This window comes from Luteolibacter sp., assembly GCF_039920825.1.
GTDB lineage: Bacteria > Verrucomicrobiota > Verrucomicrobiia > Verrucomicrobiales > Akkermansiaceae > Luteolibacter.
Genome location: NZ_JBDSCX010000016.1, coordinates 94,715 through 118,863 on the forward strand (window position 1 = coordinate 94,715; position 24,149 = coordinate 118,863).

Genomic DNA, 24,149 nt, shown 5'->3' on the forward strand with positions numbered 1-24,149 from the left:
TGGCCATTCCGTTTTCCTGACTGACGATGGAGCCAGACACGACGGACGGCGCGGCCTCGGCATCGCCACCGGAACGACGGTCGGTAATTTCCTCGCAAACAGTCCATTCCCACGTCATCCCAACGCTTTCCGGATCCTCCGCCGCGACGTTGACGGCGACAGTTTGGCCTGGAGTTCGGCTAGCTTCCTTGAGCAGGGTTTCGAACGTGGTGATTCTCGGCACCCGGCAAAGAGCGATTAGTCATGCCTGCGCCGACGCAGCAGGGTGAACACTCCAAGACCCGCCAACAGTGCAGCGGCCGGTTCCGGAACCACCGTGTAGGAAAGCACCAGGTCGTTTCCTACCTGACCGAGCGAGAAGCTGCCAGTGTAGGTGGGGCTGGTTGTGAAGCCTGCCGTGTTCAGAGTCCAATTGGCGGCATCGAAGCCGGTGAGGCCGGAGGAGGTGAGAATGGTCCAGGATTGGTCCACATCGGAGAAGCCTCCCACATTTCCAGCGGTATTGGCACCGGTTAGCGAAAGCAGGTTGAGGATGTAGTTGCCGGTGCCGCCGGTGAGGGAGAGGTTGCCGGTGATGCCGATTTGATCGTAGTCGGTGCCCGCGACGGCACCTACGAAGTTGTTGACCTCCCAATCATAGCTGAATGAGTTCCAGGATTGGTTCGGCGTGAAGGTCTGGATGCCCGGGCTGTTGCCGGGAGAGAGTGTGTCTCCCGGGTTGTCGAGAGTCAGGGCGGTGTTGATGGTGCCGGTTCCGCCGAGTACGGCGCGGCTACCGGTGCCCGCGCCGTTCAGCGTGGTCCCAACAGTTAGCGAGGTGCTGCTGTTGTAAATGAATCTCGAACCCGCTGCCACGGTCACGGCGCTGCTGGTGTTGATGCTGCCGGTGCTGCCAACCACGAGCTTGCCGGCACTCACCGCGGTCGCTCCGGAATAGGTGTTGGTGCTGTTCAATGTCAGCTTGCCGTTGCCGACCTTGGTGAGTGCGTTACCCCCACTAACGAAAGCGTTGAGAGTGATGTCACCAGCACCACCCATACTCGATGCGGCGTTAAGAGTGACTGAACTGGCCGCAGTAGTCAAAGTTGCGGTGCCAGAACCCGCGCCCGCACCTGCCGGAAGGGTTGCTACCGGGTTCGATGTATAGCCGCTGCCTGCGGAAGTTATCTGCGCGGAAGTAACAATACCAGCCAGAATGGTCACATTAGCCGCAGCACCCGTGCCGCCGCCGCCCGTAAAAACGACGGAATAGGTTCCATCTGTATAAGTGGTGCCAGCAACTCCCACCCCGATGGCAGCAACGCCGTCGGAGACTACCGCTGTGGCGGAAGTGTTGCTGTTAATCAAGGCTCCATTGCCACCAACGCCTGTGCCGTTGAGGACGAGAGGCTCCTGGATGCCTGTTTGGCCATTCAAATCCAAAGTCGCACCCGAGTTAACCGTGGTCGAGCCTGCCACTGCGGAAATACCGCCAAATCCAAGGGCGGTCGAACTGCCAATCTTAAGCATAGAGGCGGAACCAGCGATGCCGACGGTGTTCACACCGCTGTGGGTGTTGGTGCCGGACAACGTCGTGGTGCCTGTGCCGTTAAAGGCAAAGATACCGTTGAGAGTGGTCCCGTTGGAGACGTTGCCGCTGATGAGCAAATCCCCGGTGCCATTGAAGGTCATAGAGCGTTGCGCTGTCGTCGCTTCACGCATGATGAAGGAGCCACCAAACGTTGTCAGCGCGGTATTGTTGATGGTGAGAGTGCCAGAACCCAAGTTATTGAATTGGCCATTCAGCGTGAGAGCGTTGGTGCCGCCAAACGTCGAGTTTGCGTTGCCTTGACTAAAGACATTCGTGATGGTGCGGGCTCCTCCTGAGGCGGTGACGGTTCCGTTGCCGAGGACAAGGGTGCTAGTGCCCAGCGCACTGTTGTTACCGATGCCCAGCGTGCCGCCATTTGCGTTGGTATTGGTGGAATACGTATTGCTCGCGCCAGTGATGTTTAACGTGCCAGCACTAACTGTAACGCTTCCACCAGTAGCTGTACCGCCGGTTCCATTGTTTTGGATGACTCCAGAAACAGTAGTAGTGCCAGTGCCATTAAATGTGGCAGCGTTAGTGGTGGCGTTGCTTGAGAGACCAAGGGTTCCGGACAAGGTCAGCGTTCCTGCAGAAATATTGTTTGTGAATGTTCGTGCTCCTGTATCTGTCAGCGAACCACTTAACTCAATATTATTGGTTCCGGTAAAGGTATTGTTGCCACCAATGGTCGCTGTGTTGGCAACGGCATTCGCGCCACTCAAGTCTGCGCTAGCCGAAATAGTGAGACCATTGATTCCAAGAGTGCTGGTTCCCAGAGAGAGCTTGTTTCCCAGACTCAACGTTCCCGTGGAAAGCGTTGTCGCGCCACTGATCGTGTTGGCTCCGGCCAAGGTTAAAGTCGCAGCCGCAGCGTTAAGGGTGATAGTGCCGGTGCCAAAGTTGTTGTTTTGCGAAAGATTTACCGAACCGCCAGTGACCGAGAGGTTGACGGCGGAAGTCGCGTTAATGGCGTTCGCGGTGTTTTCCGTTATGGAAGACAAGGCGTTATTGGCGGTGAGCGTGCCCCCACTGATGGCCGAGGCGTTGTTCAGATTCAGTGTGGCCGCATAAACGGTAGTCGAGCCGGCGCCGGTCTGGGTGCCGGTAATCGTGAGGGTTCCACCGTCAACAAAAGTCGTGCCTGTGTAGGTGTTGGTGCCGCCCAAGGTCAGAGTGCCAGCACCGCTCTTGGTGAGGGTGTTGGTTCCGTTGTTTTTGATGTTACTGTTGATGGTCAGGCTGTCGCTCGATGTGTCCGTGCGGAACACGTAGGCAAGTCCGCTACCTGTGGTGATGTCTCCACCGCTGATGGTGGTGGCACCGCCTCCGGAGCGAAGGATGCCGCTGTTGGTGTTGAAGGTGATTGCCGTGGTCGCAGTCTGCGTGAGATCCACAGTGGAGGAGGTGCCGAATTTCAGTGTATTGACGGCGACGGCACCCTGACCGGTGATCGACGAGGTAATCAAATTATGTGAGGCAGCGGTCAGGCTGGAACCCGCGGTCACAAAGCCTGCATCCGTCCCGTAAACCGCCGCCCGAACATAGCCGTTGAGGGAATCCATGTAGGCGTAGTCCGCTCCATTGAAGTAGGCCTGCTTATTCAGGAAGCCAGCAGCGGCGGTCAACTTGATCTGATTGGTGGATCCGTTAGTTCCGCCGGACAACGCGTAGTTGAGCGTGCCGCCAGCGGTGTAAGTCTGGGAGGTAAAAGTTAGACTGGAGCTGCCGACGTTGCCAAATTGCGATGTCACCGTGGCGTCGTTGCCAGCACTGACCGCAAGAGTCGTCAAGGTCTGGCTCACGCTTGCGGCACCGGAGGAACCGAAGGTGATGGAACCCAGTGTAAGCGAGGTGGCACCCGTGTAAGTGTTCGCTTTGGTCAACGTCAGCAGTCCATTCCCGTCCTTCGTAACACCAAAAGCAGTGCCGCTGACCACGCCACCGATCGACAGGTTGCCACTACTGTTAGTGGTGAAAGTGCGCCCCGCAGTCAGAGCCAAATCAATGTTGATCGATTGCGCGTTGCTGCTGTTGTTGACAATGTTCCCACCCAGTGAAATGGCATTACCGCCAATAGTGAAGGCGCTGCCCCCCGCATTGAAGGTCAGGCCGTTGACGGTGAAGGTGCTGAAGTCGTTGTTTAACGTCGTCGTGGCCGAAGTTCCGAAGATCCACGCATCCGTTGTCACCGGAAGGGTGTCCCAGTTTCCTGCCGTGTTCATGTTGGTGTTGGCGGCGGTGGCGGACCAGTTCCGGTTGGCGGCAAAGACAGGCTGAATGGCAACGCCCCCCAAGAGAGCACTGAGAACCACGGAATAGCGCAGCGCAAAATGCCGACTGACGAATTGCCCTTCCAAGCTTTGAAAGCGGGCGATTCCTGCGGCGGAGGAACGAAAACACGAAAAAACGCTGGGTTTCATACAGAAAAATGGATTCCCCTAACTGAAAATGAGTGGGTTTATTGGAAGGCGAAAACCCGGACGGTTCACGCCAGCAAAGATTGCCGCGCTTTTTAAAGCGACGATTCACCGCATCTACACAATTCCGTTGAGGAATGACAAGGGATTTTGCACAAAATTGCAAAATCCCTTCACTTTGAGAAGATCCCGCCGGGAACGGACTGGCCTTCGGCTGGAATTCCGCCATCCGTTCGAAGCCAACGGACCTTCGCAAATGCCCCCGATGCCCCCGATGCCCCTGATGCCTCAGCGAGCGACGCGGAACGGAGTGTTGTCCGCACTGGCGCCACCCTTGCCATCGCGGACGATGACGAAAAGGCGGTAGTTGCCGGGTTTGACGGGAGTCTTGATGGTAGCCGCGCCGTTTTCCTGGCTGACTATGGAGCCGGACACCGCGGGTGGCGCGGCTTCGGCATCGCCGCCGGAACGGCGGTCGATGCTTTCCTCGCAGACGCTCCATTCCCAAGTCATCGTGTCGCTTTCCGGATCCTCCGCAGCAGCGGTGACGGTGACGGTTTGCCCCGGAGCAACGGTGGCTTCCTTGAGCGGGGTTTCGAACGTGGTGATTCTGGGCGCACGGTTGTCAGGCCATTTTCCGGTCCATGCGCGGCAGACGGCATCCACGGTGGGGAGTTTTTCTCCGGAGGAAAGAAACATGCCATACCAAGTGGAGGTGACTTCCTGTTTCTGACCCCAGAGGAAAACGTAACTGCCGAGGCAGATGTCGGTGTTTTCCGCCAGCAACGAAAGGGTGGCATAATAACTGGCGGCCTTGTTCCGACTGGTGGGCTCGATCGGCGCGTTCCATGAGGTCTTGGAAACTTCCCAATGTCCCTGCGGGCCGAACTCTGTTAGCACGAAGGGCTTTTTCCATCCCGCCTGCTTGACGGCGCGGATCGCACCCGAGGCACCGGCGTAGGCGTTCACTCCGAGCACATCGATGTTAGGATAATTTCCGAGAATCCCCTTCACTTTCGATTCGGCGGCTCCCGCGATGACGGTCATGACCGGGTGGCCGGGATCCTCTTCCTTCACAATGGCTGCGAGCACATTGAGTTCCTTCCAGATCCGCGTGTCCTTTCCATCGGACTCCGGGCCTTCCATTTCATTTCCCAGCCCCCACATGAGCAACGCCGGATGCCCGCGATATTTGCGGACGGCTTCGCGGACCATGTCCCGTTGTTTTTTCAACTGGGTCTCGTCCGAGTAGTCGAACCCATGGCGCTGGTGGCCGATCCAGATTCCGGCCGTGACGGTGATGCCAAGCTCCTGACAGTAATCCAACAGTGGCTTGCCATCGATTTTCTCATCGAGAGAATCGATCCCCCAAGTGCGGATCGAGTTGCCGCCGTATTTGACCAGGTCCTTCAGATGGCTGCTCCCGCCGGCACCGTGAATGAGGTAGGGCTCGCCGTCGCGAAGCAGGGTGAAATTCCCCTTGTCGTCCTGCCTGATAGCCACCGCAGGTGGCGTGGCGGCGAGGGCCGGTTGGCAAAGCAGGGAGGCGGAGAGCATGACATGGAAAAGGTGGCGTTTGAGAGGGGTCATCGGTTCTGATCGAGGGTTTCTGGAAAGAGTTTGCACAAAATTGCAACAGCGTGCAATTCCTTTTTCCACCGATCGAAAAAGGAGCGAAAAATCCCTGATTCCAGCGGAAAATCGATAAAAGAAGACTTCGGCAGCAGGGTCATTACGTATTTTCGTGCATAAATTTGCATTTTTTATTTGACCTGCGAATTGAGGCGCGGTTGGTTGGTTGGACTATGAACCCACGACTTACCATTATCCCGATCGCGATCGGCTTTCTCATGACCGTGCCAAGCCTCAAGGCGGAAGACGCAGCTCCTGCGGCACCGGCCACTCCAGCAGCGCCCACCACCACGCCGGCTACTCCAGCAGCTCCCGCTCTTGATTTCGGCAACTTCAGTTCCGAAACCATCACTGGCAAGGCTTGGGAAGCATACAACGCCAAGAACTACACCAACGCGAAGGCCTACGCCCAGAAGTGCATCGACATGTTCAAGGACAAGGCCGTCGAAATGCAAAAAGCTCTCAGCGCACCCGCCACTGAGAAAGAGGAAGTCTTCAAGAGTTGGGCGCTGAATGATGTCGGCGTCTGCTATTACATCCTCGGCCAATCGCTTGAGGCGGAAGGAAAAGGCAAGGAAGCGATCGTTCCCTTCAAGTTCCTCGTCGACAACCTTTCCTACACCCAGTGCTGGGACGCCAAGGGCTGGTTCTGGAAACCCGCCGATGCCGCCCGCGAACGCGTGAAAGCGTTGGAATTCGACGCGCTGAAATAAGCCGTAACGGGGCCTTGCCCGCCTTCGCCTCCGGTCACCAGCCCGACGCGAGTCCGCAGCAGGAACAAGGCCCCTGCCCCACTCAAAACGGGGACAATCCGTGGCGCTTCAAACCCGGGCTGAAGGTTTTCCGAAATTGTTTTTCGGATAGAATCCAACATTCACCGCCACTTTTTGTCTCCGAATTGAATTTGCATGAATTTACATCTATTAAAAATCCCGTCCGATTTCATGAAAAACCCGACTTCTTTCCCAACATCCATTCTAGCAGCCGCCATCATGGCCACCGTGACATTCGATTCCCAAGCCGCGTTGGTGATCTGGAGCGGCGGTGACGGCCAATACACCGACGATGCCAACTGGGTGGGCGGCTCCGTCCCTAACACCAATGGCGGCGACACCGCTCGGATCGATTCCGGAAACGTGACCTACACCCCGGGCGGAGACCTGCATGTCCACAGCGGCGGCTCGCTGGTGCTCACCGGCGGCAGTTGGACCCAAGTTACCTCCAACTCATGGATCCAACTGGCAGGCGGCACGTTGAGCGTCGCCGGCGGCACTTTCAATCAAGGCACCGCCGACAACATCGTAAGGGACAATCTAACTACCATCAACATCTCCGCCGGGATCGCGAATTTCAGCGGCAATTTCCTCAATCAAACGAGCAACGGCACGTTTTCCATCAACGGTGGCGCGGTCAACATCGCCAACGAATTCAAGCCGATCGATTCGTTCTCGATGACCGCCGGCAGCTTGAGCGCGAATCTGATTTCCTTCGCCGACGGCCCGGGAAGCATCAATTTCTCGGGCGGCAGCATTTCCGTCAACGGAGCGGGTGCCTACAGCGGCTTCTATGGCGGCGGCACCAAGTCGCTCAACTTCACCTCGGGTTCGACCGGCTCGCTTTTCATCAGCAACTACACGCTCACCGACCTGACCTCCGACGCCTTCCTCAGCAACGGCACCATCCAATACAACGGCGCGGCCTCGCTCTCCTCCTTCACCGCAGCCGAAGCGGATGGCGGCGTATATGTGACCCTCGCCGCAGTGCCGGAACCTGCGAGTCCGCTGTTTTTGTTAGGCAGTATCGGCGTCATGTTGATTGTCCGCCGCCGCAATCATTGACGGACGGAAAATTGATTGTGAAAGTTGACCCTATGAAACGAGCACCCCGTCTGCTGGCCTTCGCCATTCTCGCCTCCGCGCCCGGCGCGCATGCCCAGAAGATCTCTGCCGCTGGCTTCAGCTACGAGCAGATCCACTCGGGCAACGGCATGACGGCCTTGGATTTCGACAGCTCCGGACGGATGTTCGTGTGCGAAAAACAAGGCCGTGTGCTTGTTTTCAATCCGGATGGAAAAGGCGGATTCAAAGCTCCCGGCGTTTTCGCCGACTTCCGCAAGGAGGTCAATCCCGACGGCGAGAGCGGATTGTTAGGAATCGCCGTCGACCCGCAGTTCACCACCAACCATTTCCTCTACGTCTTCTACACCGGCAACACCGATCAGCGCCTCGTCCGCCTCACCGCGGATACCGGATTCGCCCAGGCCACCGCGGGTTCGGAGCTCATCCTGCTGAAGGACCTGCCGCGCACCGCCACCAACCACAAAGCGGGAGACATCCACATCCATCCCAAGGATCCGAAGGCGATCTATCTGGTCCTCGGCGACGATACCAAGCGCGAGCTCTCCGCCGATCTCGACTATTTCAACGGCAAGCTCCTGCGCCTCAGCACCGCCGATGGCAAAGGCCTCGCCGACAACCCGTTCTCTAACAGTGATCTGGATTCCGTCCGCTCCCGCGTCTGGGCTTGCGGATTCCGCAATCCATTCCGCTTCACTTTCGTTCCCGGTCAACTGCCGGACAGCGTCTATGTTTCTGAAAACGGCGACGGCACGGATCGACTGGCCAAGGTGAAACGGGGAGCCAACGCCGGTTGGGGACGCGATGGCGACAAAGGCCTGATCAGCCCTCCAGATGCCAACACCCACGTTCTCTTCACTAGCAAGCCCTGTCTAACAGCCGTCGCGATCGCTCCCAAAGGACCATTCGCTCCGGATGGCCCGGTGATTTATTCGGAAAACTGGTTCAAGCAGGAGATGGTCCGGTGGAAACTGGACGGCAATCAATTGGACCAAATTTCACCCATCCCCGCCGACCAGAACGCAGCGTTCATGAACACCTTCATGTGCGTCCAGGCCACCTTCGGACCGGATGGAGCGCTCTACATGACGCAGACCTACTACTCGGCATCCGAGGGCAACAATCACAAGCTCGGACGGATTGTTTTTAAATCCCCTCCAAAGCCGTAAGCCAATCACTTCAGCTTCGGCGCGGGACCAACAGTCGCGCCGGGCTTGAACGGGCAGTCGATCAACACGTGTTGGGTTGAGCCGAAACGTTTCTTGATCCGCTCGACAAGGCGTTGCGTGCCCGTCGCTCCGATCTCGCGGAAAGGAATCTGGATGGTCGCCAGTTCAGGGCAATCCGCAGGCGCCTCGATGCCGTCGAAACCGGTAACAGAAACCATCTCCGGAACGCTGATCCCGCGGGCGCGCAGGCCGCGAACCAGATCGTAAGCCTGGTGATCCGCCGCGCAGACCCACGCGGTGACTCCGGCACGGGTGCGCTCCGCGGCGTAATCGATGCTTTCCTCCTCGTTGCGTTCACGCGCTGGGAAAACGTTGATGATGTCCTTGGAGGAAACCGGCAGACGCAGCCTGACCATCTTCTCCATGAACGCCGCATAACGCCGGAACGACCAGCTCGCCTCCACCTGATAGCGCCGGGTGAAGAAACCGATCTTCTTGTGGCCGCGTTCCGTCAGATGCTCCACGGCGGCGGAAATCCCCTTGTAGTGATCCACATCCACGCAATCGATGCCGGTGTGGTCGAACTGCTCAACCAGGGAAACCAGCGGAATCAACGGTGAAAGCTGGTCCAGCACGGAATCCGGAAACGGATAGACAAGCAACAGCCCGTTCCAGCGGCGGCGCAGTTTCTCGATCTTGAAATAGCTCGGATCCGCCAGCCTGCGGGCCTTGGGATCCACCAGATGGACTTCCACGCTCGCCCCGTTCAAGTGCGAACACTCGGTGACCCCCGCCAGGATCTGCTCGCTGGGATTCTGATAGTCCGTGCGATAGTATTCCTCCTCATCCGAACAAATCAGAACACCGAAGGTCATCTTCGCGACCTTCTTCTTCGTGCTGGTCGTCCGCATTTCCAAGTGCGCGTATCCGATCTCGGCAGCCACCTGGAACACCCGCGCTCTCGTCACCGGATTGATGCCCGGATGATTGGTGAAACAACGCGAAACCGTGGCTCGTGAAATTTGCAGGCGTTCTGCGATCAATTGTTGGTTGATTTCGGCCATAATGTCCCTGCCTCGGGTAAAGGCAGAGTCGGGCACCCGCCGTCCTTTGATCAAGCAGGAATTGCATCAATCTGATTTACCCACCCCGATAATGGGAAATTCCGAACCCGAAGTCCGAGATGCGGGAGCGCCAGCCGAGGCCATCAACCCGATAGAATTGCGTCTCCGGGCGGCGAGAAATTTCAATACCTCACATTCACCCGGATGTATCTTTTGGCACCGCTCGCCACCAGGATATTGTCATACACCGTAACGAACTCCGTTTCCGCGTCGCGTGAAACGACGGATGCCTCTGTCGTGTAGCCCAATCCGGAATTCCAAGTGCCGAGATCGCCGGAGACCTCGACCGTATAGGAGATATCCGTAGAGGACTTCCGGCGAATGTAGGTGATTGTTAGGTGGCCGCCGGCCAGTTGGGCGACGGGCAAGTTGGTCATCGCGCCATCCCATGGATTGACCGCAAAGGCATACGAAAGGATATTCTTGTTGCCGTCACCGTTCGCATCCGCGGACGGTCCGCTAACGAGCGGGTCGGCAATCTGTCCGGCGGTGAAATACGTTTGTTGAAAATCGGCATAGCCTGCGATCGGTGTGGCGCTGACGGTAGCGGAAGCGGGGCCTTCTCCGCCTGAATTGATCGCGGACAGGACATAGTAAAACGGCGCGACGCCCGCGAGCCCGGAATCCGTGTAGCCGGTTCCCGTCACACTGGCGAGAGTGGTGAAGGGACCACCCGGCGAGCTCGCACGTTTGATCAGATAGTTCGTTGCCGATGCGGTGGCGCTCCAATTCAGCACCACGCTCGCCGCGCCACCCGTGGCGGTTGCCCCCGTCGGTGCGGCAGGCAGCGGTTCGCGAAGCTCGATGCCGTTGCACTGGGCGTTGTCGATCACTGTGACGAACTGGACGATGATCTGCCCGCTGGCATTGGCAACCGCATTGAACTCGCGGATGACGCCTTTGAAACGAGCTCCCGCTTCGGCGAAAATATCGACGTTCGAAGCGACGGTCGTGTTGTTGATCTTGATGTTGAATGTCCGTTTGCCGGCGGCGGTCCAGTAGGCCTCGGAGAAATGCAGGCGGACGGTGAGAATCTTGCCCGGCGCAATTCCGGTTAGAGTGTAGGTCGAGTTTCCAAAGCGGTTCGACATGTAAACCGATTGCGGTGCGGGATTCACCAGCCCGGTGGTATCGACGGCGTTGTTCGTCGTGCTCTGCGTGCCGCCGACGAAGTTTCCATCCGCCGCGAATTGTCCGCTGGCGGTTCCTCCACAATTGACGGCCATGACCGGAGCAGGAAGAACGGTCACGCTGATTTCCGAAGTCGGCGCGCTTGCACCGCCCGCGTTGATGGCCGCGATGACGTAGCGATAATTCAATCCGGTAGACACCGAGCTGTCAGTATAACTGGTGGTCGCCGAACTTCCGATCACCGAGTAGGGACCGCCCGCCGTCATCGAACGTCGGATTTCATAAGAGCTGGGATTTCCCGTGGAGGCCGTCCACGTAAGGATGATCGTGCCGCTGCCAAGCTGGCCGGCGAAATTGGTCGGCGTGGCGGGAGGAGAGATCGTGCTAACGGAAATAGCGGTGGATGCCACACTGTCACCACCGGCGTTCACCGCGATGACAGTATAGGAGTACTGCGTCCCAGCAGCGGCGGTCAGATCGGTGAACGCATTCGTCGTCGGTGTGCCCACAACGGCATAAACACCATTCACGGTGTTTGATCGTTTCACTTTATAGCTGCCGATTCCGGCCGATGCGTCCCACGTCAGCACGGGATGTCCGGCGGAAAGCGACGCAGCAAGTCCGGTGGGCGGATTGGCGATCGTCGTCACGGATAGAGATGAGGAAAACGCGCTGGCTCCGACCGAATTCACCGCGCTGATTGAGTAAAAATACGTCTGGTTGGCCGTCAAACCGGTGTCCGTGTAGCTCGCGCTCCCAACGGTGGCGATCGTGACATAGCTCCCGCCAGCGGACGGCGCGCGGTTGACCACATACTGGGTGGCCATGGGCGACCCAATCCATGACAGCGCGGCCTGATCCACCGTGGTGCTGGAAGTTGCTCCCGTCGGCACCGGAGGCACCGTGCCGCTGAAATTGGGATTCTGCGTCGAGACAGTGACATGTGCGGGAACCGTCATCGTTCCAGCAGCAACCCCGTTGTGATAGACCGTGATGGACTGGGTTGTGCCCTTCGGATTATAAACCAGATAGGTTCGAACTCCGGTGGTCGCATTGAAATAGATCGAGCTGGTCGGCAGGCTGGTGGTGTAGCTGAAATCCTGATCGCCCAAAGTCCGTAGCGCGTGGATGAGATAGTAAGTCGCGCCGCCCTGACCGTTTTCATTGGCGATGGCTGCGTTTGCCGTGAAATAGCTGTCGAATTGCGCGGCGGAGTTATCGTGATCCCAAAGCGTCTGATAGGACATCACCACGTGTCCCGGGGAATCGCCGAGAGTATCGGTTTCAGGCCGGCTGCAATCCGCTTCGAGGTTCCATTGCGCACCGGCTTGGCCAGGTGCCACGCCACCGGCGGCGAGGGCCACCTTCGCGGAATAGATGCGGTCGTTCATGTGAACCCATGTGCCTTGGGCGTAAGCTGTCGCGCTGTCCCACATGGCGCGGTCGTGGCACCAGTTGAGCCGCTCCGTCCACATTGCCTGATACTTCGCCGCGACGGTGGCGGGTTCGTAACGGGTCATGTAGTTGTTCCAATGGTGGGCGGGCGAATATTGAATGCCATAGACCCATGCCGGATCGCCGCTGAAATAGGTGCCGTAGGCGTATGAGTCCGCACCGAGGATACCGTTACCCGCGCGGTTATAGCCGGGAGGAAAGTTTTCCTGATGGATGTCCTGCCAGTATTCGTTGACCGCACAGGTTTCCATCGAGAAACCCATCGCTCCCGCCGCCGCCATGCCGTCATCACCCATGACGCTGCCTAGCAGAAACATGCCGGCCCAGGATTGCGTGGCCTCTGAGCTGGATTCCTGGTTGTTGCCGTTTCCTCCGCTGAGTCCGCCCGCGTTCGAGTGCCCTTCCCAAATGTCGAACGTGCGGAGAAACGGCTCGCTGGTGTCCGTGCGGTCCCAGTTGCCATAGCACTTGACGATGGCGCGCAGCATCGGCCCATAGTCGGTAATGAACTGTGAGTCATGCATTCCCAAAATGGCCCCTGCCACCGCGAAATAGCCATAATGGAAATGCAGGTCATTGAAGGCCTGCGAGCCGTAACTCGCATCCGAGCCGATGAAGGCGTGCCACTTCGGATAGGGTGCGAAAAATCCTTGAGTCTCGCCTGGCGTGTAGGTCAGCCAGTTGGTCATCGCGGTTTTCAGCGCGGACTTGAGTCGATCGTAGTTCGCGGTGTCGCCGACCTGATGCGACCTCGTCATGAAATCAGCGCAAAGGGCGAGCGCCTTGCCCGACCAGTAGGTGTCCCCGATCATGGTGCCGGGGCTGAACTTTTTCAAATAGTTGAGCATCCGCGCCGGCTGATAGGGATTCACCACCGCGGCCACCGTCGGCGCGGGAAGCACGGGCGCGATTCCTTTGAATGGAAACGCGATTTGGAAACTGCGGCCCGTGGTGCATTTCATGACGCCGCGAGGAGTCAGGTAAGTGGCCCCCGTAAACGGCAGCGCATGCTGCGTCGTGCGATAGTGGTGGGGCAGCCAGCCTTGAATGGTATCGAGGTTGCCGCCCTTGAGCGGCGTGGTGGTGATGTTCCACGTTGTGTTCACTAGACCCTGCGCCGGATCGTGCGTCCAACCGATCTTCGTATCGGTGGGCTTCGCATAGGCGAGCGCGGCATAGACGGCGAGATCGGTGGTGGCGGGCAGATAGCCGACCACCATGTAGTTGTTCGCTCCGCCGAGTTGCGGCCGAGCCTCCCCGTTGCTGACGTTCACCACCGTTGAATCCGGCAGAAACACTCCGAAGGATTTCCCCTGATAGACAAAGGAAAACGCGCTGGCGGTGAAACTTCCGCTGCTCACGTTGATCCCCACATTGTTCGTTCCGTAAAACGTCGTGGCACCGGTGAGCAGGCGCGGTTGGACACTGCCGGTCCACGTCGTCCAGGTGAAGGGGACGCCGCGCGCCATCGTCACGCCGATCGAATTTCCGGAGGTGTCGGGCAGTTTGAAATCCACGTTCCAGTCGCCCCAGTTGGTGACGATGCTCGACGTCGCGGCCATGTCACGGCCGTAGCGCCCGACGGGCGTGCTGGCATCGCTCTCCACGATCTCATCGCAGAGGATAAAGCCCCATCCGCCGCTGGACGTATCGACGATTTCCAAGGTCGCGCTTTGATTCAGATAGGCGGACACATTCCAGCTCGACCATGTTAGGGTAGCATTCTGATTGCCTGTCGCCGACGCGACGATGTTACCCGCCACTTTCAGACGCACCACGAGATTGGTGAGATCGTTACCGCCGCCGACCAGCAGATGGATGAAATTTTTCTGAATCGTGAATGCCGGAGAGGTCAGGATCCCCTTGCGATTGTCGCCACCGGAACCGGAGGCCGTTAGAAATGTATTGATGTAGCCGCTATCGAGATATCCCGCCGGTGTGGGTGCCTGGCCGGTCCAGGTCGAGCGGGCCGGACCGGTTGGAAACGCGCTGGGAGAACCGGCAATGGTCGTCACGGTCCATCCCGCCGGATAGGTGGCTCCTTCGAAATCCGCGATCAGGATATCATCCGCGGGATTTGAAAACCCACGGTCGCCCCGGATTTGAAGTGCGGTTCCTTTTTCAAATCCACCTTGTGGACTGCCGTTCGCGTTAGCGGGTTTCCAAGCGTTCGGGAAATAGAGATCCAGTCCATAGCTCTTCGGCGCGAGCATCCCCGGATAGAACCACATGTTGCCACCGAATGCATCCTGTTGCATCGCGTGTTGCTCCGTGCCGTTGATCAGATAGGAGCGATTTCCCGCCAGCAAATCCGTCCACCATTGGTTCGTCGGAATCGGTTTCCCGGCCAGTGCCGGATCCAGACGCAAGCTGTCGAAAAGCGAAGGGACTCCGCTGATCAACGGCTCCACCTGAGCCGCCGGCAGACCGAAATAGGCATCCGTATAATGTTCCGATGCCGGAACCACACTCGCATACGAACCCGCACCTAACGGCACGGCGGTCTGAGCGGCAAGTTTCCCCGCGCCCATGCAAAGCACGGCGGAATGGATGACGAGCGCGGCGTAGCGCTGGAAGACGATTTTCATGACGATGAATTTTCCCCCGGAATCGGAGGAAATGGATTATGGCTTGAATACGAGAGTTTGAAGGGCTTGGCCCGGGATGGAAATCCGCTTTTCCGGAACATCGCCCAGATGGACGGTAAAGCTCTTGTCAGTTTCCGTGAGATTGAAAACCACGGCAACGGTGGATCCGTCGGGGTTCTTGAATGCGGTCGCCATCAGGCTTTCATCGGCACCTGTCAGCGCGATGCGCTTCGCTCCGGGACGGATGAATTTGCTGAAATGGCTGATGGCGTAATACAATGGAGTGTAGAAAACGGAATCCCTGCCGGCATCCACCATGACCGGCGCCACGCAAAAGTTGCGCGCGTGGTTAGGACCGCCGCGGGCGTTGAGGGCAACGTTCCAATCGATCCAGCCGACCAGGCCCGCATTGAATCCTCCGATGAGATCGCGGGCGTAACGGAAGAACGGACGGTATTTCGGATGATCCTTGCGATCCTCCGCCGGAGCCCAGACGTAACCCCAGTCCGTCGCGTCCTCGCGCCAATACCAATCATCCTGAAGCCACGCACCCACCGGCTCGTCATCGCCCGCGGAGTCGATGCAACCTTCGGTGTGGAGCATCGGCTTGTCCGGGTGGGACTTGCTAACAGAGGCGAGCACTTCCGGTCCGACGTCCCGCGTGCTCTGATACCAATGCACGGCGAGACCGGTCACGTAACTCGCGGCTTTTTTGTCGGCGAGGATGGTGTCGGCCCATTCGATGAGGTTCTTGTCGCGGTTCTGATCGTAAGCCCAGAGCGTGGTGCCCGGCACGGAGGCGGCGAGCGCGGGACCAAGGTGGCCGCCGATGAAATCCCGCATCTCGGGAGCGGTGAATTGCATGCTGTCCCATTGACCGCCGTTGCCGAGAGGTTCGTTTTCCGGGGTGATTCCCCAGATCGGCACGCCCTCCTCCTTGTAGGCCTTGATGTAGCGGACGATGTAGTCGGAAAAAGTCTGATAGTGTTCCGGCTTGAGCGAGCCCGCGTTCCATTTTCCGTTCGTCTTCATCCACGGCGGCGCGGTCCACGGCGAGGCGAGGATCTTGAAATCCGCGCCGGGCACTTGCAGCGCCTGCTTGATCATCGGCAACAGATACTTGCGGTCCGGCTCGATGGAGAAGTGCTCAAGCTTCACGTCGTCCGGCACCGGATCGTAACTGTAGTTCGTGACGGAGAAATCGCAGCTTCCGATGTGCGTGCGGGTCAGCGAGAAATGGGCTTTTTCAGGGGAGAAACACGCCTGGATCACGGCGTCATGCTGCTTTTTCGAAAGCTCGCTGATGGCCTGCGCGGAGGATTCCGTGAGCGCGCCGCCAATGCCGATGAGGATCTGATAGGAAACAGCGGGATCAAGTGAAAGCGAGTAATCCGCCTTTCCCTCCGCAGTGGAGGGAGTGACGGCCGCAAGCCGGTCACCCTTGCGCGTGGTCTGATAGACTTCCAGCTTCTGGGCGAAGAGGGAGGAAATGGTCAACGGAAGAAGGCAAAGGGCCCAGCGCAGCGAAGTGCCGGATAGCTTGGGTGATTTCGTGGATTTTAAGATCATCTTGTTACGGGATCCGAGTGTGAGGAGTCGCGGGTGCGAACCGTCTTGGTGGCCTTGGTAAGGGCCTCAGCTTTATTTTTGGGTTTGGCGCGGATCAGACTGAAAATGGGTTTCCCACCAGAGACCACGCTTTCATGTGCATAAAATTACATAATTCTGAAGAGCGTCAAGGAGATATTTTTAGACCCTGCTCCACGGCCAGAAATCCACGTTTCAGCCACTTCAAAAAAAGCGGCTCCCATCCCTTCGCGGCCAAGATTTCAACGGAAAAAACTCCCAGCTTCCAGGCGTCACTGATCAGAATTTTCCGTTAGATAACATCAGCGGAGACATTTTTGGACAAGGAGAGTGGTGGCTGAACTCCATACAAACTGTCCACGGCCGGAGATCATGGCGCGGAGGCCGCCATGTGCGTTGTTTGGCACAGCTCGCAAGCTTTGCACGGGCAAACCAGCCGTTTCCCCTTGCCGCACACCACAGGGCTGGTGAATGGCCGTTTTACTGCTAGTCAGCCGGGTCATGCGCCCCCTTTCAGCTTACTTCCGGCACACTAAAATCATCGCCACCCTCGGTCCTGCGACCGAGTCCAAGGAGATGCTGGATGTGAAAGGCCCGGAAATCCGCACGGGCAGGGTGGATGCGCCGATCGAACTGAAAATCGGGGACCAATTTGAGTTCCACATCGAAACCGCCACCCCGACAGGCGGCGTTCCGGCGGTATCGGTGAATTACCCAGGGCTGCCCGGCGATATCGAGGTCGGTGCCATCGTGCTCGGTGCCCTGCGCGCCCGAGGTTTGCCGATCTACGCCTTCACCGACATCGAGCCCGTCTTCCACCAGCTTCTGCTCCCGTGGGGTGTCGAGCCTTTCCTGATGGAATTCTCCGACGATGCCGAGCAGACAATCAAAAACGCCCTCAACACCCTTAATGCCAGGCAGTGGTGTCAACCCGGAAGCTGGCAGGTCTTCATCACCAACGCCCCCGCCCACGACAAGGTCATCGACATCCTCCAACTTCGCCAGGTGGAGTGACAGTCGAGGATCGCGGGCGATACAGCCGATCGGTTATCAGCATGGGCGGCTTTTTACTCCGAAGGGGCCGTCTTTGCAAACGAGCAATGCTTTGAACGAATCGGCCATCGTCTTTCCGGCGCCAACTTCACTGCAGGGGGCCATCACGTGGCAAATCGCACCCGATGCCTCATCTCTCAGCGCAATGGAACCTGATAGTCCGAATGTGGATCTATCAATGCACGTTTTCAAGGACTGGTACCATTCGAATAAATGTCAGGCATACAGCACGAGAAGTCTTGAAGTCCGTGTAATGTTCTGAGTGAATGAAGGAGCGCGTTCCGCTTCTCATGTCAACATCTCCAGTTCTCTCAGAGGCTGCGCTTGAGCAGCGTTCGTTGTTCCAGCGGTTGTCCGATTGGCTTTTCGGGCGGGATTATTTCATATCTTACCGCTGGAGCGATGGAAGGGACTACGCCTTGAAGCTCGCGACCCGGCTCAGGGCGGAAAACTACGACTGTTTTTTGGATTCGGATTCCTATCTGAAGGGCGACGACTGGAGAAAAATCGGCCGCCGCGAATTGCGGAAAACATCCCGTCTAATCTTGGTGGCTTCACCCGAGGTCCACGGATCGGAACCGGTGGCGAGGGAGTTGGAAATTTTTGGAGGGAAACAATCTCGGATTTTCGCGATCGAGTTCGGCGAATCCCTTTCTTCCAGCGCCCTTCCGGAGTCCGCGGTCCTCCGGTTGCTGGGCAACGACATTCTCCGGCAAAGGGAGCCGGAGAGCGCGTTGAACGAAGAGCCTTCGGAAGCCGTGATCGGTGAATTGCGGCGCACCTTCACGATGGAAACCACCGCCGTCCTGCGGATGCGGGTGATCAAAGCGACTGCCGTGCTGTTGTTTTTTCTGTTTGTTGCGATGTCAGTGGCTGCAGGATTGGCGCGCTGGCAGTACACGCGGAACCTGAAGAACTCGGCTTACGACGATGCGCTCCGTGCGACGTCGCTTGCTGAAGAGAAACGAGGGGCTGAAGCAGTAGCATATTTTTCGCGATCACTTTCAAGAAACCCGAATGAGCCCTTCGTGTTCAGTTCCATGCTCCGGCTCATCCAAGAGCAACCGCCGGATCAACCGGAGCAGATCGATGCCGCAGAAGCCCAATCCGTTTCCATCAACGGTGCGGGAGACGTGATTCTGATTTTGAACAAAGACGGCAGCGTTAAGCTTTGGAGGGATGGGGCCGGCGATCAGGCGAATCCTATCCCAGAAGCAAAAATGTCGGTTGTAGCGCTCTCGCCCGGAGGCCGGTTCGCAGTGGTCGCGGAAAAAACCCGATGGAAACGTTTCGATCTCACAGCTTCATTTCACGACGATTCTTGGAACGAGGGAGTTGGCGTTATCACCGCGCTGTCGATGGATGATCGAGGTAGCACCGTTTTCGGTAACGATGATGGGGAGGTTTGGCTGGATGAAAAAGGGGATGGTGTCGCGTGTAAACGGGGCGGGCTTCCGAAAGCCATCAGCGAGGTGCGATTCCACGACAATCCTTGGCGACTCGCCGCGAAGTCTCAATCCTCCGAAGTCCGGGTGTGGCAATCGGAGAAAGACCGCAGTCCGCTCGAATACCTTTTGGATGAGGAGAATTACGATTGGTTTTTCGGTGACATCGCACTCTCGAACAGTGGTCCATTGTGGATCGCGGAGTGTGTCGAAAACTTCGAAGCCGGCCAAGAACGGTGGACCACTTTTTCCCATCGGCTGGATAAAGACACCGAGGCATCCGTGCAAAAGCTGCGTTCAAGGGACGGCAGCGCGCTGGAGGGGATGATGACGGGTTCCGATGGGAGTGCATGCATCGCTTGGCTCTCTTCGCAGAGGCTCCTCAGCTTCGGGGTGCGTGAAAGTGAGAAACTGCTTCCGGGGCTCGCCGCGTGCGCCCTTTCCGCCGATGGCTATTTGGTGATTACCGCGCAACGGACCGGGGAATTAAACCGGTGGCTTGCCGATGGTCTACAGCCGGTCAGCTCGGGTTTCACGGCGATCGGTATCAAGAGCCTCAAGGCGAATGACGATGGATCGCGGGTGGTTGCGACGGGACCGAACGGGACGTTTCTATTCCGGTTTCCGCCGCGTCTGCGCGCTGACGCTACCCAATGGTCGGAGCTCTCCGTCTTGCCCGCCTCATTTGTCCCGGTTAAAAAGTCCGACGGCCGAATTCCTGCATCGGAAGATTGGAAAATCGAAAGGCGGCCGGATTCCCTCGAGCAGGATGGGAAATGGTTGTTGAAATCATCCGGCGTGACAATCCCTGTGGTCCACCCCATGACCGAAGAGGAGGCGGAATACTTTTGGGATGCTGCCCCCAAGTCCTATTCGGAGGCGGCCTACACTGATTATGCCGGACCGGTCACCCTCGCGGTGGTTTCGACTAACAAGAATCGAGTCATTACTGCGGCGGGATCGGAGCCACTTCAGATCCGAAGCATTCCTGATTTGAGTATCCAGAATAAACTAAAGCCGCCTGACCCACCGTTTGGCAAGTGGTTCACCAAGGATCTGATCCTGTCGGAAGACGGCGGGCGTATTCTCGTGGTTTGGGTAAATTCGAACAATTCGCACATAAGGTGCTACCAACTTTTCGACATGGAGACCGGCGCACCCCAGGGAGGGGAGCAGATCTTTGATCAAAGCGAAACGGTTTGGGACACTACCGCGGACTTGGGTCGGATGCTCGTGAGCGCGAGCGGTGAACTTTCCGTGAGGGACTGCGCGACAGGCCGGTTGATCGGCAAACCGGTCAGTCTGCCAGCTCCTTGCTGGCAAGCGTTTTTCGATGTGACGGGAAAATCGTTCGTCGGGGTCACCCGGAGTGGGTTTTTCAGGGTGTGGCGAAGTGCGGATGCGCTCCCTATTTCCTCTGAGATTTGTTTCGATCCGGAGCCGCATGAGGAAGGGGAAGAGCATCGCAGATTGGACTCCTATCGAGTGGCATTCGCGATCGAACCCGGATCTTCGCTGCAAGCACCTTTCTCGCGTATCGCATTTCTGATAGAAAACAACAACACCACCGAAACGGTTCCGCCTGTTTACCGTGTGTTTGATTTTGGGATCGAGGCATCGGGAGATGATTATCGCGAGTTTGCCGCACTCGCGGCGAAGATTTACGGAGTGTCGCTCGCAGCCGACGGGACCCTCACAAGGATGGAGCCACCAGATCGTGCCGGGCTAGAGGCTGAATATTTACGCGGGAAATCATGGGACGCTCCCGCGATGCTGGAACTCGGCCGCTGGTTCATCAACCGCGAATCCTTCGCGCCGTCCAAACCGCTGACACGGGTGAAGTGAAGCGTCGAGCAACACTGCCTTCTTCGTGACGAAGTTTCCCGCCTCAAAGTCCTCGTTCCTTCTCGTTGTAGCACACTTCGTCATGTCCTATCGAGGGGGCAGTGCTGGCTAACAAGCATTGGATGGGTTCAACAGGCTGCATACTGCACTGGCATGGTGTGCGCGAGTTGCCATTGTTCTTTGATAGGGTCTCGGCAATTAAATATTGATATCATCCCGCGATACCCGCCGCCTCGTATCGCAAGAGTCTGGCCATGGAGTATCCCTACAAAATCCGGGGGAGAGAAGAAACGCTTGTTAGCCGGGATCGGTTCATCAAGAATCTCGGGAGCACTCGCTCATGCCAAGAGGTATGGCTTCCATAAAGCGCGAAATGGGCGTCGTGTATCTAACGTCCAGAGGGGATCGCCTCGATGGAGCCGTAGTCGGTGAGATACAACCCTGAAGCCGCTGCTGCCGTCGAGCGGAGGGTTTCGATCTCATCCGTACGATCAGCGGGAGCGAACTTGAACGAGACGACCATGGGCGAGGGAGGCGGGTTATCGAATGAGAGCCTTTGGACTATGAGTGATCGTTGATCCGCCGAGAAACATAGCCTCATGCCTTCTGCAAACTCGTCGGGCGGCAACTTCAAAAGCTCCGCCAATCGGATGGGCTCACAGAGGGGACGACCAGTGCGAACGTCCCACAGTTGGAGATGGGTGGGCGGTGCCTCTGCCGGCGGGGACTCGCGGGAAACCGTGGCGAGAATAAGGCCGTCGCCGGACAAGCACACGCCCAATACGCAGCCTCGGTGCGTCATTGCGGGCGAAAATGCGGCCATCGGCCTCGTTTTCCATACCATTGCGTAGCCCGCCTCGTCGTTGCGCGGATCCTCGCCGCCTCCGATGGCGATAAAATCTCCCCTGGTTGAGGCCGACATGCAGATCGGCACTTGCGATCCAAACCTCCTCAGGTTTACAGCTGATTCCGGCGTGCCGTTGCGCAGTAGTTGCGAGTCCTTGATTTCCATCAGATCCCGGCTCCGGGGCATGATCATCTGCGTGGCCTTGTCAACCATGTCAGGCGCGTAGGCCGAAACCGACGGTGGAAACTTATCCGGGAATGCAGCCAGATTTTCGGTTGCGAAAGCGGCGCGCTTCTTTCGCTGCCAGTGTTCGCAGGTGATAGGAACGAACGTGCCCTCGTGATCCAGAGAGTTGACCGGGTCCGGGGCCTTTAGCAGCCAAATATCTCCGTCCGAACCAGCGACGACTTTTCGTATCGATCCCTCGGAAGCAATGTGCATCCACTTCGCATCGTCGGCCCAGGATGCGGCAGCGAGATGAATGCTAGCCCTGTCGGTCGCAAAGCCCACGAGTTCGCGGCTAATCATGGCGATGTCATTGACGCCCTCGATGGAGACGATGGGGTCGCCCTCCTTCAGCCATTCATGGCCGTTCAATGAAAACACCTGCGCGCTGCCGTAGCGGTTCTTGTTCCGGTACCGTCCGTCCCGCGCGACCGCGACATACTCGGTTCCGTCGATCGAAAGGGTATCGAACCCGTAAATCTTGTCACCGTCTCCGCCGTTCAGATCGCCGCCGACTCGTTTCATTCCTTCGAGTTCAAACGCCAGCAAACTGTCGCGAGGATCGTCCCAGTTGCGCATCTCGGCGACGATGAAAACCAACTTCTCAGAAGGCGACAAACCCATGCGCTGGAACTCAACGGAATCCGTATCCTCGGCATTTGCGCTCTGCGGCAGCCATTTTCTGGGAGGCGACTTTTCCCGCCAGGTCGCAGAAGCCGAATCTCCGGCGAGTTTGTAGTGGTGGATCTCCGTGGCATCACCACCCAAGATCGTGCCGTCCCGGAGGAAGCAAACGTCGGAATTGGAATCGGGCATCGGAGCCTCCTTCTCGAGAGAACCGGTGTTGGAAATCCGGAAGCTAGCCACCTCTGCCGATCCGGCAGCCCCCTCCGGCAGAGTGAGCCAGATCACGACCCTGTCACTACCGGATGAAAGCCGGACGTGAACGATGACGCGGCCGGGATCCGGCGACCAACGCGCTACTGCGGCGGTGGAACGCCCGCCGTAGATCGCAAGGCCACCGGTTTCCGCGACAGCGCACAGCAGTTCATTTCGCGCCGTGTGAAATACCGCGTCGAGGATGACGCCGTCCGCCAAGTGCCGACATTCGCCCTCCACTCTCTCAAAATGTGAAGTCTCGTGCATGAGCGCACTGAGACGTGCCGAGGGAACGATCGCCTCCGGCACCAAGCGCGCTGCCTCCGAAAGTCGCACAGCCGCCTCATTGAAACGCCCCGCGTTCACGTCCTCGTGAGCTTGCTGGAAAACCATGGTGGCGAGCGTCTCCAGCCCGCGCCGGGCCTCGGTGCGGTATCGCCAGAAAAACACCAATGTCCCGATCAGCAGCAGAGCCATCATCGTCGCAGTGCTTGCGAGCACCAGGCGCGCGACCCGGTTTGCCCGCCATCCCACTAGGGAAGACGCTATTTGATCCACGACACGTGCCGACGGCTTCGGCAACGAGTCATCGACGAACAACATATCCTCGAACGCGGGCCACTTTTGCCGCGTCCGAATCTGTTGCAGGTCGAGCGGCACGATCCGCCGCCGCCGCTTGGAAAACATCCCGATCTCTCTCGATACCCATTCCGATTCCAGCGCCCGCTCGGTCCCGAGGACGATCAGGCAGCGCGTGCGCCACAGGCACCAACTAATTCGCAGCGTGAGCTTGTCCCCGGCGTGCAGGCTCTTTGTATCCCTGAAGCAGACGTAATCCCGCTCTTCCAGCATGGATTGAAGCACCTCTCCATATGCTCGGGTCGCGTCCTCTTGGGCATAGGAAATAAAGAAATCGTAGCCGAAAAGCAGCGCCTTGAGTGAGACAACCCAGCCACCCGTTGGACTAGGGGGCTTAGGCTGAGACATGTGGCTTTCGCTATCAGCAGATGCGGGTGCCTGCATGACGTGACGATAAAGATTTGGGTGCTCGTTCCGCAATCCCAATTGCAAACGATCCCGACTAGCAGCATTGAGACGAAGAAACGATCACTTGGGGCGACTGCGGTGACTTTGCCGTGTTAACACAAAAAACCCGCCGCCCATTTTCAGGACGGCGGGTTTGGATTGAAACGTTTCTGGCTTACTTCGCTGCGCGGAGGGCTTCTTCCTTGGCCTTGGCCTTGGCGATGACGTCGTCGGAGACGTTTTTCGGGCAAGGGGCGTAGTGGCTGAACTCCATGGAGAACTGGCCACGGCCGGAGGTCA

General features: G+C 58.0%; 11 protein-coding genes. 5 read left to right on the forward strand and 6 right to left on the reverse strand.

Annotated elements, in window-relative coordinates; genetic code table 11:
• Nucleotides 1-237: 237 nt before the first annotated feature.
• A complete protein-coding gene (locus tag ABIQ96_RS04080; RefSeq protein ID WP_348213276.1) occupies nucleotides 238-3,990 on the reverse strand; it encodes an autotransporter-associated beta strand repeat-containing protein in 3,753 nt (1,250 codons plus the stop codon).
• 285 nt (nucleotides 3,991-4,275) lie between these two features.
• Nucleotides 4,276-5,577, reverse strand: coding sequence for a glycoside hydrolase family 2 TIM barrel-domain containing protein (locus ABIQ96_RS04085; protein ID WP_348213277.1), 1,302 nt, complete (start codon nucleotides 5,575-5,577; stop codon nucleotides 4,276-4,278).
• Nucleotides 5,578-5,837: 260 nt separating this feature from the next.
• On the opposite strand from ABIQ96_RS04085, the gene ABIQ96_RS04090 reads away from it, so the two are divergent.
• The 3 genes from ABIQ96_RS04090 to ABIQ96_RS04100 all read left to right on the forward strand — a co-directional run bounded on the left by ABIQ96_RS04090 (nucleotide 5,838) and on the right by ABIQ96_RS04100 (nucleotide 8,644).
• Nucleotides 5,838-6,332, forward strand: coding sequence for a beta-glucanase precursor (locus tag ABIQ96_RS04090; RefSeq protein WP_348213278.1), 495 nt, complete (start codon nucleotides 5,838-5,840; stop codon nucleotides 6,330-6,332).
• Nucleotides 6,333-6,563: 231 nt separating this feature from the next.
• Nucleotides 6,564-7,457: a hypothetical protein gene (locus ABIQ96_RS04095; RefSeq protein WP_348213279.1), complete on the forward strand. Its 894-nt coding sequence runs from the start codon at nucleotides 6,564-6,566 to the stop codon at nucleotides 7,455-7,457.
• A gap of 32 nt (nucleotides 7,458-7,489) precedes the next feature.
• Complete coding sequence (locus tag ABIQ96_RS04100) at nucleotides 7,490-8,644, forward strand: PQQ-dependent sugar dehydrogenase (RefSeq protein WP_348213280.1); 1,155 nt, start codon at nucleotides 7,490-7,492, stop codon at nucleotides 8,642-8,644.
• Between the two features lie 5 nt (nucleotides 8,645-8,649).
• On the opposite strand, the gene ABIQ96_RS04105 is transcribed toward ABIQ96_RS04100, so the two are convergent.
• From ABIQ96_RS04105 to ABIQ96_RS04115, 3 genes are all read right to left on the reverse strand, one after another.
• A complete protein-coding gene (locus ABIQ96_RS04105) occupies nucleotides 8,650-9,708 on the reverse strand; it encodes a LacI family DNA-binding transcriptional regulator (protein WP_348213281.1) in 1,059 nt (352 codons plus the stop codon).
• Between the two features lie 182 nt (nucleotides 9,709-9,890).
• Complete coding sequence (locus ABIQ96_RS04110) at nucleotides 9,891-14,942, reverse strand: glycosyl hydrolase (protein ID WP_348213282.1); 5,052 nt, start codon at nucleotides 14,940-14,942, stop codon at nucleotides 9,891-9,893.
• Between the two features lie 36 nt (nucleotides 14,943-14,978).
• The gene (locus tag ABIQ96_RS04115; protein WP_348213283.1) at nucleotides 14,979-16,511 is read right to left on the reverse strand and encodes a glycoside hydrolase family 30 protein; all 1,533 of its coding nucleotides are present in this window, start codon (nucleotides 16,509-16,511) and stop codon (nucleotides 14,979-14,981) included.
• Nucleotides 16,512-17,030: 519 nt separating this feature from the next.
• Between ABIQ96_RS04115 and ABIQ96_RS04120 the strand changes: the two genes are divergently transcribed.
• Entirely contained in the window at nucleotides 17,031-17,543 is a 513-nt protein-coding gene (locus ABIQ96_RS04120) for a pyruvate kinase alpha/beta domain-containing protein (RefSeq protein ID WP_348213284.1), read from the forward strand.
• A gap of 329 nt (nucleotides 17,544-17,872) precedes the next feature.
• Nucleotides 17,873-20,872, forward strand: coding sequence for a toll/interleukin-1 receptor domain-containing protein (locus tag ABIQ96_RS04125; RefSeq protein ID WP_348213285.1), 3,000 nt, complete (start codon nucleotides 17,873-17,875; stop codon nucleotides 20,870-20,872).
• A gap of 388 nt (nucleotides 20,873-21,260) precedes the next feature.
• On the opposite strand, the gene ABIQ96_RS04130 is transcribed toward ABIQ96_RS04125, so the two are convergent.
• Nucleotides 21,261-23,846, reverse strand: a complete 2,586-nt coding sequence (locus tag ABIQ96_RS04130) for a toll/interleukin-1 receptor domain-containing protein (protein WP_348213286.1) — start codon at nucleotides 23,844-23,846, stop codon at nucleotides 21,261-21,263.
• Nucleotides 23,847-24,149 lie beyond the last annotated feature (303 nt).